We start from the raw sequence: 15,762 nt of genomic DNA on the forward strand, positions 1-15,762 counted from the left end.
TGGTAAAATTTGATACAATATGGATTTTGAAAAGATCATAGCTTATCTGAACATTCAGCCCGAAGATAAAGAAAAACTCGCTGAGTTTTTTGAAAGGGAAGAAATCAGAGAATTTCTTTTACAAGAATGGGAAGTGTTCCTAAAAACAGACTGTTCGCCGGTAGAGGAAGATATTATTAATAATGAAAACTGTATTTCAGATAACCCTGATAACGATATAAATATGGCGATGATACCCAACATTCCCGAAGATGAGGAAACAAAAGCTCGTCAAACGGTAAATAATCAATACACAGATTCAAAAGACAATGATCTTGACCGAAAGTTGAAAAGCAAGCATATACAACTACAAAACGGGAAAGTGAATCAAGCTTATCAATGTTTATTCGACATTACCGTTTTCGATATTGCAGATATTGGAGATTTTGAATTAGTAGGATTAGAAGAAATAGGATTGAAATTTAATCCTTTAACCGATCTTATTGAGGGAATACCCAATAAAGCAGGAGATCATCGCATTATACTAAAATGTAAACGTAGTGAATGGGCTGAAGGCGATCCTATTTTTGAGCGACCAATCACACTTATTATCAATCCCGATCCCCGTTCATTATGGAATAATATCCCTACTCCAACCAGTATCGAATATTACAAGCCCGACTCAGATTGTAAATATGTAAAGGTCGAAAAGACAAAAGGAATTTTTGGCTTAGGAAAGAAGGAGCAGAAAGATATTGTTGCAGCAAGCCAACGAGGACGATCGCACGCTCACGAAGGCACACCTCGCGATGATGATTTCAGCATTACACATCAAGACGAAGAAGGATGGTACATAATGACTGTTGCCGACGGTGCAGGTTCTGCCAAGTATTCGCGACAAGGCTCACTTATTGCATGCCAAACGGTATCGGATATATGCAATACCCAATTCAGTAAATACAATAAAGAAGCTGACGAGCTGATCAAGGATTTTGAAAAAGACAGCTCCGATGTTAAGCGAAAAAAACTAGGAGATGCTCTATATAATATTATAGGTTCGGCTGTTTTCAAAGCATACAAGAATATAGAAAAAGAGGCTCAAGACAAAGAGAATCAATTAAAGGATTATGCGACTACTTTACTTGTGACTGTTTCTAAAAAATTCAAATTTGGATGGTTCGTTGCTGCTTTTTGGGTGGGTGATGGAGGTATTGGCATCTATAATAAAGAAACTCAATACCTGAAAATTATGGGAGAACCCGATGGAGGCGAATTTGCAGGTCAAACCCGTTTTCTTACCATGCCCGAAATAATGCAACCAACTGAAATATATAAACGTCTCCGCTTCGAAATTGTAGAAGATTTCACGGCATTGATACTTATGTCAGATGGCATTACCGATCCCAAATTTGAGACAGATGCCAACTTAAACCGAATAGAAAAATGGAATAAGCTTTGGGAGGATATTACCTCGTCTGTTGATCTGACTGACGACAACGAAAATTCGGCAGAGCAATTATTACAATGGTTAGATTTCTGGTCACAAGGTAATCACGATGACAGAACGATAGCAATACTTTACTAATAATGAGCGATAAAATCATAACAATAAAAGCAACTGATGGTTCTACCGTTCAGTTTGTTGATAAAATAATAGGTTCGGGAGGAATGAAAGATGTTTATTTCAGTCCCGACAAGTCGTATGTAGTTGGTTTTTTCAGAGACAAGCAAGACTTCAACGCTAAAGATCGATTACAGAATATAACAGGTATCTATCGCGAACGCATCTTCCAACAAGAAGGTGGCGATTATTGGCAGGACTTATATTGCTGGCCTACAAAAATTGTTGAACACAACGGAAAATTAGGGTTGGTTTGTCCCACCTATCAACCTTGTTTCTTTTTTAAATATGGCTCGGTAAACAATGACTTCTTAGGAATAAAAGGTCGCGAAAAAGAAGGTAAATGGTTTGCTTCGGCAAAAAATCAAAATAGATTCTTAACTCCCGAAGAAAGAGGCGATTGGTTTAAATACTTGCAAATCTGTATTCGCATTAGCAGAGCTGTTAAGCGCATGCACTCGGCAGGATTGGCTCACTCCGATCTTTCATATAAAAACGTTTTGGTAGACCCCACATCAGGCAGGGCAGCCATTATTGATATTGATGGTCTTGTAGTTCCCGGAAAATTTCCGCCCGATGTATTGGGTACACCCGATTTCATTGCTCCTGAGGTAATAGCAACTAAGCATCTTAAAATAGATGACCCTAATCGCAAGCTGCCAAGCATCACCACAGACAGGCATGCACTTGCAGTAATGGTGTATATGTATTTACTATATCGCCACCCTTTGCGAGGAGGAAAAGTGCACGATTTGGATTCGGGCAAAGATGAAGAGTTATCGATGGGTGAAAAAGCTTTGTTTATTGAGCATCCGACAGACGATTCTAACAGAGTTAAATCTGCTCAATTACAAGCAAGCCAACTGCCACAAGCCGACCCCACCAAAATACCTTACACGGTATGTGGTCCTTATTTAAAAGAACTATTTGACAGAGCCTTTATAGATGGGCTGCATAACCCTCAAGCACGCCCCACAGCCAACGAATGGGAGGATGCTTTACTTAAAACAGTAGACCTCTTGCAGCCTTGTCAGAACTCTAAATGCTGGCACAAATGGTTCGTATTCGACAACAGCCGAAAGCCTAAATGCCCATTTTGTGGAACTGATTATAAAGGACAATTACCAGTCCTCAACCTATATTCATCACGCCACGAGGGGACATTCACCCCTGATAATTACCGCTTGATGGTCTATAATAACCAATACCTCTATATGTGGCACGTTAATAGAAATATCTGGCCAAATGAAAAATTGACAGACGATCAGAAAAAGCCCGTAGCTTACTTTGTTTTTCATCAAAACAAATGGTTACTCATAAACCAACGTTTAAACGATCTCGAAGACAAAACCGAGGGCAAAAAGATAGATATTGGAGAAGCCGTAGAGTTAACCGACAATAAACAAATACTCCTTTCGAAAGAGAACGGAGGGCGATTGATTGTCGTACAAATGGTAAACAACTAATGAATATAAAAAATATTTCGTTCGACCTTTGGATGACACTTATCAGATCTCATCCAGAATTCAAACTAAAGCGTGCCGAGCTTATTTCAGATACATTCAACATAAAGACTATATCGCCAAAAGAGATAGATGGTTTTATACGTTCTGTTGACAATGTTTTTGATCGTTATAATATGATTAGCGGAAAAAAATTGTCAGCAAATAAGATGTATAAGGAGCTTCTACAAAGATTGGTTCCCAAAAGTAAAGAAGTTACCCTAGAGGCGGCAATAAAGCTAAGAGAGCAAGCTGATACTTTGTTTTTAGAGTATCGCCCAGTATTTATGAATGACAATATTCCTCAAATACTTTCACAGCTCAACAATGATGGATATATATTAAACCTATCAAGCAATACGGGTTTTATTGAAGGTGAGACTCTTCGAATGACATTAGCTGATCTTGGTATTATTGAATACTTCGATTTTCTGATTTTCTCGGACGAAATAGATGCATCTAAGCCTTCATCTCATTTTTTCCAACATGTGTACAATCATATCAATGCATCCAAAGAAGAAGTTTTACATATTGGGGACAATCCCAAAGCCGACTATCAAGGAGCAAAAAACTTCGGATTTAATGCCTTACTAATTACAGATCCTAATTATACGATTAATGACATCAGAACAAAATTATAAGGGCAACATTACCCATTTCAGTGGATTTCTAATTGAAAATGAAAATCAATTTGGTTTCTCTCCCGACGATTACTCCAAATTTAAATACGGGGCAATCAATATTGCTAAAGAATTTGGTTACCTCTTAGCTGAACAATTCATTGAAAACTGTTTCAAGGATCATTACGATGGTAAACAAATTGTAGTTTTGCCTAGCGCATATTCGTATATTCCGACAGCCTCTTTTTTTATGAAAGTTTTTTTTGTGGAGAAGCTAAATCTGTTCCTGTATAAAAACGGATACCCGATCGTACAAGAGACTAAAATAAATAGAACAGTTACTTATCGTGAAGACTATGGCGAAATGTCGGCAGAAGATCGCTACAACTTAATCAGTGGAGATAGTTTTCATATAGATAAAGAATATATTAAAAATAAGCAGCTACTATTTCTTGATGATATAAAAATAACGGGTACACATGAACGTATTATCCTTAAAATGCTGAATGATGCACAGATATCTAACGATTGCTACATGCTGTATTTTGCAGAATTAATTAATTCAAATATTTCTCCAAAATTCGAGAACTATTTGAACAACTATTTTGTTAAAGACTTGGAGAAAGTTGACTGGATCATTAAAAATGAAAAATTCGTATTCAACACTCGAGTTGTTAAATATATATTGAATGCAGATTCGGACAAATTTGAGACATTCATCAGCAGGCAAACACCTGATTTCAAGAGAGATATATTGCATAACGCAATAGGAAATGAATATTTTAAATTTGAAAGCTACCTGAAGAACATCAATATGTTAATCAAATTTAGCTAAACACCTAATTAATTACGTATTAGAAAAAATTGGTTCTTGAATTTAACGGAAATTAATTTAATTAAAAAAGGATTAATCTCTGTTCTTTCTTCATTTATGCCGATTTTATTTTTAATTTTGCAGCAACTAGGAGATTCAAAATATAACTTATAATAAAAAAACAAAAAATGGCAAGCAGAACGTCCTATAATTATCAGAAGGAGTTATTAGTAAAACTGAAAGAAACTTTAGAAGTATTTAGAGAAGACATGTCAAATGTTGCTAGAAACTATAAGAACTCAGTACAAAATCTTCACGATAAAGAGGGTTTAATGGATGAAACATATGATGAGTACTACATCAATTATTTGAATCCTACGGTTGAAATTCTTAATAGCATACTTGAACGTATAGATACTGAAGACGTAGCATTTATAGAGAAAGAAATCAACTTCTTATCTAGCAGATAATATAATTAAATGATTATGGACGAGTCCAAATTGTGTGATAACATTAGGAATAACCTGAAAGCAAAGGGAATAGACATATCTGAAAAAGATGTGCATAATCTCTATGTCTCTACCCTGTCAAATATGTACGCCATACTTGATGAAGGACAGACTATTGAGGTTCCTGATTTCGGCTCATTTTGGAGAAAAAAGACGGAACCTACATCGGTGACGTTCTTTAAACCTATCGAAAGGCTTCTTGAGCGTATAAATACCAAAAGGAAATGAATAAGCAGACAGATCAATTGGAATTAAATCGAATTATTGCTCAGCAAACTCTATTAGATGAGAGTGTTGTGGAGGCATTTATCAGTCAGCTATTCATCGAAATAGAAAAATCTATTATAGTAGATTCTCATATAAAAGTTGATGGATTGGGGATTTTCAGAATAATAAAGAGTGGTGACTCTCACCGCATTTTATATCTGGGAAGCAATACTCCCATAGATAACTCTATAGATTTATCTCACATCAGCAGAGAAGCTGAAAACAGATACTCCGATACCCGAGGAACAGATACTGAGTTAGAACCAACATCTTCTCTTGAAGAGAACATCATGACAGAAGAGAAGGAAGTTGAGAGTAAAGTTTCAATTCCACAAGATCCACAGGATGAGGCTGACGCTATTGTTATCAGAAATTTCCTCGATTCTGAGAGAAATACAAATAGAAACAGAGTAGTTACCCCAACTAATCATCGTAAATCGAACTTAGTTAAGACCTGTATCATCACCTTAATTATCTTAGCGGTATTAGGAATTGGCTACATCATTCTCTCTGGTTCTTCAATTAAACCTAAAGAGAAGGTTATGAACAATATAACCTTCAAAGAGATGGATAATACTGATACGATTAATTACAGCCGAATAATAATCCCTGAATCTGATGTATCACTACAATATATTGCAAGAACGTATTACGGCAATGATATCTATTGGCCTTATATCTTTGAAGCGAATAAAAATATTGTAAACAATCAGTTCATAATACAAGCAGGATCTATTACTAAAATTCCTAAAATCGCAGTAGATCTTGTAGATCTACATAATGGCAATGAGGCATCTACAGTTCAAGCCCTTGGTGATGAAATTTATAAAAGCATTCGATGATCGAACAGTTTATATTTCATTCATAATTTAAATTTCACAAGCAAAGATGGGAAAATCTGGCAAATCGAGAAGGAAGAAAAGAACAAATTCAAACACAAAACATATATTTATACTATTTGTTGTTTTGTGTGTTCTGGCAGGAGGTTATTATTATTTAAAGATATATTCTCACGAGGAAGCGGTGGTAAACCCTACACTTGACGAAACGGCTCAATATAGTATCTTAGAGAATAGCGACTCTAGCAAATATATGGCTATAATTATATACAGAGACAATGTAAGTATAAATAGTATCTCCTCTACTTTTTATAAAAGTGAAATCTTCTGGCCTTACATATATATAGAAAACAAAGATGTAATAGTAAATCCCCTAAATATGGGTAGAGATGTAGTGCTTAGAATACCACGTCTTTCCGATGAATTACTTAATACTAATGATACTGCCAGCGTTAGGATAACTAAAGATCTTGCTGACAGCATCCTTAATAGTGTTATAGACCCAATTTAAGACAATCTTCGACGCTCAACAATTGTTGATCTCCTGATTGCATATTTTTGAGTGTTAACTTTTGTTCTCTCATTTCATCCTCCCCTACAATAATTACATAAGGAATTTTATTTGAATCTGCATAAGACATTTGTTTCTTCATCTTTGCAGCTTCAGGATAAATTTCAGCCGCAATACCGTTTTGTCTGAACTTCCCTATAATAGGCAAGATATAATCTTCTTCAGCAGCACCAAAATTAACGAACAATACCTTCGTACTTGTTGTAGAATCTTCGGGATAGAGCTCTAATTGATTTAGTACATCAAAAATTCTATCTGCACCAAACGAGATACCAACTCCCGATACATTAGGTAAACCAAAAATACCTGTTAGATTGTCATAGCGACCACCACCGGTAATACTACCTATCTGAACATCCAAAGCCTTTACTTCGATAATAGCGCCTGTATAATAATTCAAACCTCGAGCTAGAGTCAAATCTAACTCTACTTCTGAACGAATATTAAGTAGCTTGATTTTATTCAAGATAAACTCAATCTCTTCAACACCCTTTAGTCCTATTTCTGAAGCTGACAAACTGTTTTTTAAAGTCGCAAGCTTAGAAACATTATCTCCTTCTAAAAGAATTATCGGCTGTAATTTCTCTATTGCTTCGGCAGATATACCTTTAGACTGTAATTCTTCATTTACCTTTTCCAAGCCAATTTTATCAAGCTTATCAATAGCAACTGTAATATCTACAATCTTTTCTGGTTCACCAATTATCTGAGCAATACCCGATAGTATCTTACGATTATTTATTTTAGTGCAAACCCTTATTTTAAGACGATTAAACACCTCATCTATTATTTGGATTAGCTCTACTTCATTGATCAGTGAATCAGAACCTACCACATCAGCATCGCATTGGAAAAACTCGCGGTAACGCCCTTTTTGAGGACGGTCGGCACGCCATACCGGCTGTATCTGATAACGTTTGAAAGGAAATGTTATTTCATTACGATGCATCACCACATAACGGGCAAAAGGTACTGTAAGATCGTAACGTAATCCTTTTTCCGATATTTTAGTAGTCAGGCGATTCGAGTTTTTGGCAATCAGCTCGTCTTCAGATATACCTGACAAATAATCTCCTGAATTTAAAATCTTAAACAGTAGCTTATCTCCTTCTTCTCCGTATTTACCCATCAAAGTAGAAAGGCTTTCCATTGCAGGAGTTTCTATTTGTTTATATCCAAACAGTTTATATACTTCTCGTATTGTATCGAAGATGTAGTTTCTCTTAGCCATCTCTTCGGGAGAGAAATCTCTTGTTCCTTTAACTATAGAAGGTTTTTGCATCAATTTCATTAATTAAGTTAGCTTTAATAGCTATACACATACATATGTATAAAGCTATTTATGCAAAGGTATATAAAAAGATATAATCTTAGAATAGTTTTATTAGAGGGAGAGTACTAAAATCCACACTAATATATGAAAAGTAACAGATGAGAGACTAATAAGGTTATAAAGGCAAAGATATGCTCATTTCAGTAGACTTTTACTTTCCATTCAGAGTCTTTCAAGCCATTTATATTCAAAAAAAAATAAACAGCTGTTACTCATTCCTATATTGGAGAGGAGAAACACCTACATGATGTTTAAAATATCGACCAAAATGAGATGGGGTGGCAAAATTTAGATCATAGCTTATTTGTTGAATATTTGCATAGGTTGATTTTAGCATAGCCTTAGCTTCGAGAATAGTATATTCATCTATCCATTCTTTTGCATGCTTCCCCGTTAATTTAAATATTAAAGTAGAAAAATATTTAGGAGTAAGATATGCTTTGGCAGCATAAAACCCTATAGCCCTTTCTTTCTGAAAATTTGTTTCAATATCTTTTACAAACTTACGGAAAACCTTCTCACTTGCATTTAACGTATTCTTGTTGTTATTCTCGTTCTCTATTAATAATAGATTTGAAACTTCGCAGACCATTACACTCAAATAATTATATACAATCTGCTTACGATATATATTATTCTCATCCTCAATTACGCTCTCGATATAACTGAACAGAATGGAAAACAGTTCCATCTTCGAAAGTGGCAAAGAATGGCAAGGATATTCTCTCAACATATTCTGCAGATTGAAACTGTATTGATCGTTACTAAAATCAAAAAAACCAGGTTTCAAGCATATAATTTTAGCCCTGAAATCGTCACTTATTTCCATTACCTGAGATACTTTCTCCGGATGTATAATTATAAAATCGTTTTTATGGATTACATAAGTATCGTAACCTATATTGATTTTCAACGAACCTTCTTCACAGATTATAACAACACTAATATCTAATCTGACAGGGAAATCTGTTACAACCAAACGGCTAGAACCTTGCTCATTTTCTGTATAACTATTAAAAATGAAAAATTTATCTGACAATGAATTTGCAGATGAATGATTCAAAATAGTCTTTGTTTTTATATCCTTAATCTCGTCTTTCACAAAAACAACTTTTAAGATATCAAATATACTTAATTATTCCTCTTTCCATCTCAATACTCGACCTTTTGGATATTATTACAGCTCTTTGTGACAGATTTGAGAATGAGTAAATACGAACTTTGTCTCACAGAAAATTAAAAAGTATCTACTATTAAATAATCTATAAAATTCAATGAAACGATCGGCAATCTCTTTAATAATACTGCTAACAACACTCGCAACCACCAGTACCGCACAAATATCAACAGACAGTCTAACCCGGGGAGTAAGAAGCTTCGTTGCACGTAACTTCTCCGAAGTCCGTACATTCAATTTATATTGGGAAACAACCCCTGATCATGGTTATACATTGATGCAAAATGGAAAGGAAATAGAAAACGGAAAATTTAGATCAATAAACACTGTCAAGTTCTCAGCAACAGTTCCCGTTTTACTTCTTAAAAACTTCTCATTATATGCAAACGGACAATTCAATTCTTATCAGTTTGAAGCAAACAACAAAATAAATGGAAACGAATCAGCTATATTCTCGAAAAATGAAGATGGTTATAATTATTATGAAGGATCTGTTACCGGAACTTACCGTACAAAAGCTGTAGGCAAACCTTTAATACTGATTGCTAGTGCGCTTGGTGACGGATGGCATAAAGGTTTTGGAAAAGCACAAGGTCTGTTTTCGGCTATAATGGTATTTAAACAATCTCCAACTACCAGCTTTAGCGTTGGTTTATACGGAACCACACTCTATGAAAAGATACCTGTGATACCTATAATCACTTATTGGCACGAGTTTAATCCAAACCTCAGTGTTGACATAACTTTACCGAGCAGGTCTTATCTACGCTACCAGCATAATAATCATCGTTTTTCTGCAGGTGCTTCATTGAGCAGTGAACATTTCTATATGGAATCGAGAATGGAGAATGTTCCAGAAGTTTCATTTTTTAATAGAGCAACTATTAAGCCCGAAATTGTCTATGAGTATATTATAAATAAACACTTCTATCTGATTGCTCGCGGTGGAGGATCAGCCCTTATAAATGGAGGTCTTTACGGTACAAACCGCAAAGGCATAGATGGAGATCCTTATGTAAAATTTAAACAACCAATGACTCCTTTCGTTAATGTTGGATTCTCTTATAATTTATTTAAATAAAAAAAATCTATAGAATTAAATATCATTTCACGTATCAAATAAAAATGAGGGCATAATAAATGTCCTCTACATTTGCTTTCAGATACTCTAAAGCTAAAAGCTAAATTTTATAAAGACTGGATTTGATTGGATTCGTAGATACTAAATCCTTCTTTTGGAGATTGTGCAATAGTATACATTGCTTGTGCCACTTTTTCGGCTTGTACAGGCTTATATTTTTTTAGTTTTCCAACTAATAAGAATGAAACAAGTTTCAATACAGCTTCTCCTATTTTCTCTTGAGCTCGTAGCTCTTTACGAGGGCCTAACAAAGAAGCAGGACGAAAGACTGATGTACTTGATAAATTTACTTTTTTAATCGCTTCCTCACACTCGCCCTTGGTTTTCAAATAGAAAACAGACGAACCTGCATTTGCGCCTATCGAAGTCACCATTAAATATTGTTGTACCCTATTTTGTTTTGCCATCTCAGCAAATCGAAGAGGATAATAATAATCAACTTTCTTGAAAGCTTCACGTGTTTTTGCTTGTTTAATTGTAGTTCCCAAACAACAAAATAAATCGTCACCCTGTACTAAATTGGCATACTTATCTAATTGATCGAAATCAATAACATGCTCAACTAATTTGGGATGCTTTCTGCTTATTTCTTTACGAACAAAAATAACAACAGAGCTATACTCTTCACTGTTAAGTAAGATATCAAGCAAGAAACTTCCGACTAAGCCGGAAGCTCCTAACAATATTGCTGTTTTATTATTGTTCATTTTTTTAGCAGTTCTAGATGTATAACAACCTTATACTCCTAATAGTTTTACAGCATCTACATATTGAGAAATACCCGAAGCCACACGCTTAGCTTCACGCATTGCCAGTACAACTGTTTGTGGAGTATGCACTACATCTCCTCCGGCAAATACACCTCTACGAGAAGTCATACCATAAGGATGTTCTTTAGTTGTAATATATCCACGCTCATCCACATCAATACCTAATGAAGTAGATACTATTCTGTTAGCAGGTTTAGAGCCAACAGCGAGAAATATTCTATCCACAGGTAAAGTTATTTCGCCATCAGCAGTATCAACCTTTAAACCCGATAGTATACGATTACCTTTAATATCTGTTCCTACAAACTCTTTTGTAGCTGCTTCTAACAAGAATTGAACTCCTTCAGCTTTAGCTTCTAGAAACTCAGATCTAAGAGCAGGCATATCTTCTTCTTTCTTTCGATATACAATAGTAACACTCTCCGCCCCCATACGCAAAGCCGTACGAGCTGCATCCATTGCCACATTTCCAGCTCCAATAATAGCAACTTTATCACCCGGTCTCAAAGGAACTTCTTCTCGGGCAATATCTCCACTTGCAAATAAGCTTACCATACGTAAGAAATATGCAGACTGAGAAACACCAAATAAATTACCGCCTTCGATATTTAACGACTGAGGAACCGAAGTACCCGAACCGATAAAAACAGCATCAAAACCTTCTTCGAACATTGCATCTACCGTGATACTTTCTCCCACAATACAATTGTTGCGGAAAGTAACACCCAGAGCTTCTATTTTTTTAACCTCACGACGTGTTATTTCGTTCGGTAACCTGTATTCAGGAATACCATATAACAAAACGCCTCCGGGCTCTTTTTGTCCTTCAAAAACTACGACATTAAAACCATCCCGAGCCAAGTCTCCTGCAACAGTAAGACCCGCAGGTCCCGAACCGATAACAGCAACCTTACCTCTTGTTTTAGCTTTTAGTCGCTCTTTCGACAATCCCATTTCACTGTCGAAGTCAGCAATAAAGCGTTCCAGTTTTCCAACCCTAACAGGATTACCTTTTTTATTGAGAATGCAATGACCTTCGCATTGTTTTTCGTGCGGACATACTCTGCCACAAATTGCAGGAAGATTACTTTTTTCATTAATCAATTCCATTGCTCCACCAATATTACCTTTCGATAATTGATGTATCCATTCCGGAATTTTATGTTCGATCGGACAACCTTGTACGCATAACGGATTCTTGCAATTCAAGCATCGTTTAGCCTCATCAATGGCTTCCTTTAAAGTATAACCAGCATGTAACTCAGCCAGTCCTATAATTTGCTCTCTATCTATATCGCTATTCACTTTTTGTTTATTATGATTATTCGAGGTAACAAATATAATCATTTTATGACACTTCGAGCAATCAATAAAACATATCACTCATATATATATTCTATAACAAGTGTAGTAATAACTTTATTCCACTACTATTTTTATATCCATCTTTATGTTTTCCACAGGACGGTCACTAGCATTTGTCTTCACTTTTTGTATTTGCTCTACAACATCAAAGCCATCTACAACTTCACCAAATACGGTATATCCACCATCTAGCTTAGGTGTACCTCCAATTTCTTTATAAGCTTTTCGCTGCTCGGGTGTAAATACATTTGCAACATTAGTTGCAGCCTCTTCCTGAGCCTCAGCATATAATCGTTGTCTAAATTCGGCTAAAGAATCACGATCGCCACTACTGTAAAAGTCTTTAATAGCACTTTTATATTCTACTTGAAGCTCGTTAAATCTCGTTTGTACAGTTCTAGCCTGGCGTTCTTTTTCTATTTTAGTCAGATCTTTATCTGAATATTTCTTTCCTGTAACGATATAAAACTGAATAGCTGATGATTCTTTCTGAGGGTTTACATCATCACCTGTACGTGCAGCAGCTAAAGCTCCTCGCTTGTGGAAATATGTAGGTAATCTGAATTCTGCCGGAACTGTATAATCAAGATCGCCACCTCCTAAAGATGAACCATCGGCAGCAACTCTCGATTGAGGATCGCCTCCTTGAATCATAAAATCTTTGATTACACGATGAAATAACAAATCCTTATATGCACTGTCATTTACCAACTTCAAAAAATTATCTCTATGTAAAGGTGTATCATTATACAACTTCAGCTTGATATTACCAAGTGTTGTTTCGATTACAACTAAAGTATCCTTTTCTTGTGAATTAATATTGCTCATTGTTATAAAAATAAATAGTAATAAGGCCACTGACCTCTTTATTGTTCTTGTAAGTGTTGACATAGCTGACATATAATAACATGTTAAAATGGAAAGCACAAAGGTAAGGTTTTTTACTTATTTCTGATACATAAAATGAAAGACTCTCACAATGTTTACACCACATTATAAGAGTCTTTCGTTTTATATTGACTCAGCCTAAATATATAACATAGGCTTATTTACTTACCAAACAAACCGCCTAAAGCTCCAAGAATTCCTCCACCGCCTTTTCCACCGAATGCTCCCATAATCGATTCGATACTAAAACCTTTATCATTAGGATCATTCACTTTTTGAGAAAACAAGCCCATTATGGCAGGTACAACTGCCGAAGCAATACTATTAGCGATATCTTTATTCAATCCTACTTTCTCGCTCAACGCATTTACTACTGAACTTTGCAGACCACTCACAATATCTCCGCCACCTGCAGATCCACCACCTGAGAAAAGGCTGGTTATTGACGCTAGATTATCGGGAGTAAAATGCTCCTTCAATCCATCTACTATCGTAGAAGTGGTTGTTTCTACTGCTACCTCTTTCTTATCTGCAGGAATTGCACTATTGTTGGTAATTGCAGGTAAAACCTGATCTTTCACTAAATCTATAATACCTTCTAACATGTTGTTTTAAATTTATGATAAGACTTAAAATCTTTGTGCTTCTTTTTTATTAAAACATGATCATTAATTTTTTGTTCAATGCAGCCAAAGACAATTTACAGTAACAATAGCAAGGTGTTGAGTCTTAATCCGCTCTTTATTAGAACCTAAATAAACATTTCAAGTTTCTGTATGTTAGATTATAATATAAAACATTGATTATATGAAAATAAAAGTTATCATCAGCATTATATTTGCTTTAATACTAGCACTTGTTATTATACTTTTTACAAAAACTTTAGTTCATCCTTTTTACAAAACAGAAAGCACGAACAATGGTTCAACATTAAACACGTCTGCTTCTGAGAAAGCTATTAAACGTTTTGCGGGAGGTATTCGCATACCCACTATTAGTACAGATAATTATGAAGAAACAAACTTCAAGCCTTTTGATGAGTTTAAAGCATATCTATCAGAAGCCTACCCTATCATCTATAAAAACATGGACACTTTAACCGTAAATAAATACGGACTTGTATTCCATTGGAAAGGTAAAAACCAGAGTTTGAAACCCATTTTGTTTTTAGCACATTACGATGTAGTACCTGTTATTGGTTACGATCCACAAACGGATATAGCTACAGATACCTTATTTCAACCTACTGACAATCCTATTGCACGTATAGACAGTATACAATCAAAATGGGACTATTCTCCTTTCTCGGGAGCAGTAGTTGATGGACGAATCTACGGACGAGGAACAATAGATATGAAATGCATGTTATTCTCTCTTTTTGAAGCTGCCGAGACCTTGATAACCGAAGGGTATCAACCAGAACAAGACATTTGGTTCGCATTTGGACAAGATGAAGAGGTTGGCGGACAGCAAGGAGCTGCTCTTATTGCAAGCTATTTCAAAGACAAAGGTTTAATCTTTGATGCTGTTTATGACGAAGGAGGTATAATAGCAGCACCCGGTTCTGCTTTAGAATCAATAAAGAAGCCGATGGCTCTTATTGGCACAGGAGAAAAAGGATTTCTTACATTAAGAATAAAAGCATTTGGACTAGGAGGACACTCATCAATGCCTCCGGCAAAAAGTTCGCTGGTTTATATTGCAGAGATTATAGAAAAGCTCAATAAAAATCAGATGAAAGCTCAGATAATACCTCCGATCTCTTCATTCCTTAATAATATCGGAGGGGAGATGGATTTTATTTCGCGTATGGCTATAGCTAATCAGTGGTTATTGAAGCCTCTCCTATTTAGCTCGTTAAGTAAAAGCCCTACTACTAATGCACTTATACGAACCACTACTGCTATCACCATGGCAAGGGGTAGCGATGCTCCCAATGTGCTCACATCGGTATCGGAAGTAACGGTCAATTTCCGCATTCTTCCGGGAGAAACTATTAATGATGTTATAAATCATGTAAAAGAGCTATGTAAGGGCTATGATGTAGAAATAGAAACGATGATAGCAAGAGAGTCATCTTCAGTATCTCCCGAAAACATAAATGCTTTTAAGGTAGTAAAGAAAACAATAGAACAACTCTATCCCAATGCTATCGTTTCATCCTATATTACAGTCGGAGGTACCGATGCTTATCAATACCAGGCTGTAAGTGATAATATATATCGCTTCTTACCTATTGACTTGAATTTATACGAGCAACGAACAATGCATAATGAGAACGAGCATATTACAATCGATAATTATGGCAAAATGATATGGTATTTCCAAGAATTGATGAAAACATATCAGAACGGACAGAATTAAAT

At 35.5% G+C, this 15,762-nt stretch carries 16 protein-coding genes; 10 read left to right on the forward strand and 6 right to left on the reverse strand.

Going from position 1 to position 15,762, the window contains the following annotated elements; translation table 11 throughout:
• Positions 1–19 precede the first annotated feature (19 nt).
• From HGC4_RS04295 to HGC4_RS04330, 8 genes are all read left to right on the forward strand, one after another.
• Positions 20–1,564, forward strand: coding sequence for a PP2C family serine/threonine-protein phosphatase (locus HGC4_RS04295; protein WP_050708892.1), 1,545 nt, complete (start codon positions 20–22; stop codon positions 1,562–1,564).
• 2 nt (positions 1,565–1,566) lie between these two features.
• Positions 1,567–3,066, forward strand: coding sequence for a helix-hairpin-helix domain-containing protein (locus HGC4_RS04300; protein ID WP_050708893.1), 1,500 nt, complete (start codon positions 1,567–1,569; stop codon positions 3,064–3,066).
• Complete coding sequence (locus tag HGC4_RS04305; RefSeq protein WP_050708894.1) at positions 3,066–3,743, forward strand: HAD family hydrolase; 678 nt, start codon at positions 3,066–3,068, stop codon at positions 3,741–3,743. Before HGC4_RS04300 ends, HGC4_RS04305 begins: the two co-directional genes overlap by 1 nt.
• On the forward strand, positions 3,721–4,557 hold the full coding sequence (locus tag HGC4_RS04310; RefSeq protein WP_050708895.1) for a phosphoribosyltransferase family protein: 837 nt from the start codon (positions 3,721–3,723) through the stop codon (positions 4,555–4,557). The genes HGC4_RS04305 and HGC4_RS04310 overlap by 23 nt, the downstream gene beginning before the upstream one ends.
• A 167-nt stretch (positions 4,558–4,724) precedes the next feature.
• Positions 4,725–5,006, forward strand: a complete 282-nt coding sequence (locus tag HGC4_RS04315) for a hypothetical protein (protein WP_050708896.1) — start codon at positions 4,725–4,727, stop codon at positions 5,004–5,006.
• A 15-nt stretch (positions 5,007–5,021) separates the two neighbouring features.
• On the forward strand, positions 5,022–5,273 hold the full coding sequence (locus HGC4_RS04320) for an HU family DNA-binding protein (protein WP_157258122.1): 252 nt from the start codon (positions 5,022–5,024) through the stop codon (positions 5,271–5,273).
• Positions 5,270–6,154, forward strand: coding sequence for a LysM peptidoglycan-binding domain-containing protein (locus HGC4_RS04325; RefSeq protein ID WP_050708898.1), 885 nt, complete (start codon positions 5,270–5,272; stop codon positions 6,152–6,154). Before HGC4_RS04320 ends, HGC4_RS04325 begins: the two co-directional genes overlap by 4 nt.
• Positions 6,155–6,200: 46 nt before the next feature.
• A complete protein-coding gene (locus tag HGC4_RS04330; RefSeq protein ID WP_050708899.1) occupies positions 6,201–6,662 on the forward strand; it encodes a hypothetical protein in 462 nt (153 codons plus the stop codon).
• Here the strand turns inward: HGC4_RS04330 and hisS are convergent.
• Both hisS and HGC4_RS04340 read right to left on the reverse strand, forming a co-directional pair.
• On the reverse strand, positions 6,646–8,004 hold the full coding sequence (gene hisS, locus HGC4_RS04335) for a histidine--tRNA ligase (protein ID WP_050708916.1): 1,359 nt from the start codon (positions 8,002–8,004) through the stop codon (positions 6,646–6,648). The two genes, HGC4_RS04330 and hisS, sit on opposite strands and share 17 nt — an antisense overlap.
• Before the next feature lie 259 nt (positions 8,005–8,263).
• Positions 8,264–9,157, reverse strand: a complete 894-nt coding sequence (locus tag HGC4_RS04340; protein ID WP_050708900.1) for a helix-turn-helix domain-containing protein — start codon at positions 9,155–9,157, stop codon at positions 8,264–8,266.
• A 172-nt stretch (positions 9,158–9,329) separates the two neighbouring features.
• Between HGC4_RS04340 and HGC4_RS04345 the strand changes: the two genes are divergently transcribed.
• Positions 9,330–10,313, forward strand: a complete 984-nt coding sequence (locus HGC4_RS04345) for a hypothetical protein (protein WP_050708901.1) — start codon at positions 9,330–9,332, stop codon at positions 10,311–10,313.
• 107 nt (positions 10,314–10,420) lie between these two features.
• Here the strand turns inward: HGC4_RS04345 and HGC4_RS04350 are convergent, their stop codons facing one another.
• From HGC4_RS04350 to HGC4_RS04365, 4 genes are all read right to left on the reverse strand, one after another.
• The gene (locus tag HGC4_RS04350; protein WP_050708902.1) at positions 10,421–11,080 is read right to left on the reverse strand and encodes an NAD(P)H-binding protein; all 660 of its coding nucleotides are present in this window, start codon (positions 11,078–11,080) and stop codon (positions 10,421–10,423) included.
• Positions 11,081–11,110: 30 nt separating this feature from the next.
• Complete coding sequence (locus HGC4_RS04355) at positions 11,111–12,448, reverse strand: NAD(P)-dependent oxidoreductase (protein WP_255349821.1); 1,338 nt, start codon at positions 12,446–12,448, stop codon at positions 11,111–11,113.
• Between the two features lie 114 nt (positions 12,449–12,562).
• Positions 12,563–13,336, reverse strand: coding sequence for a peptidylprolyl isomerase (locus HGC4_RS04360; RefSeq protein WP_050708903.1), 774 nt, complete (start codon positions 13,334–13,336; stop codon positions 12,563–12,565).
• 221 nt (positions 13,337–13,557) lie between these two features.
• Complete coding sequence (locus HGC4_RS04365; protein ID WP_050708904.1) at positions 13,558–14,001, reverse strand: DUF937 domain-containing protein; 444 nt, start codon at positions 13,999–14,001, stop codon at positions 13,558–13,560.
• Between the two features lie 202 nt (positions 14,002–14,203).
• On the opposite strand from HGC4_RS04365, the gene HGC4_RS04370 reads away from it, so the two are divergent.
• Positions 14,204–15,760, forward strand: coding sequence for a M20/M25/M40 family metallo-hydrolase (locus HGC4_RS04370; RefSeq protein WP_050708905.1), 1,557 nt, complete (start codon positions 14,204–14,206; stop codon positions 15,758–15,760).
• Positions 15,761–15,762 lie beyond the last annotated feature (2 nt).

The sequence above is a fragment of the Dysgonomonas sp. HGC4 genome (assembly GCF_001261715.1).
In the GTDB taxonomy this organism is placed as follows: Bacteria; Bacteroidota; Bacteroidia; order Bacteroidales; family Dysgonomonadaceae; genus Dysgonomonas_A.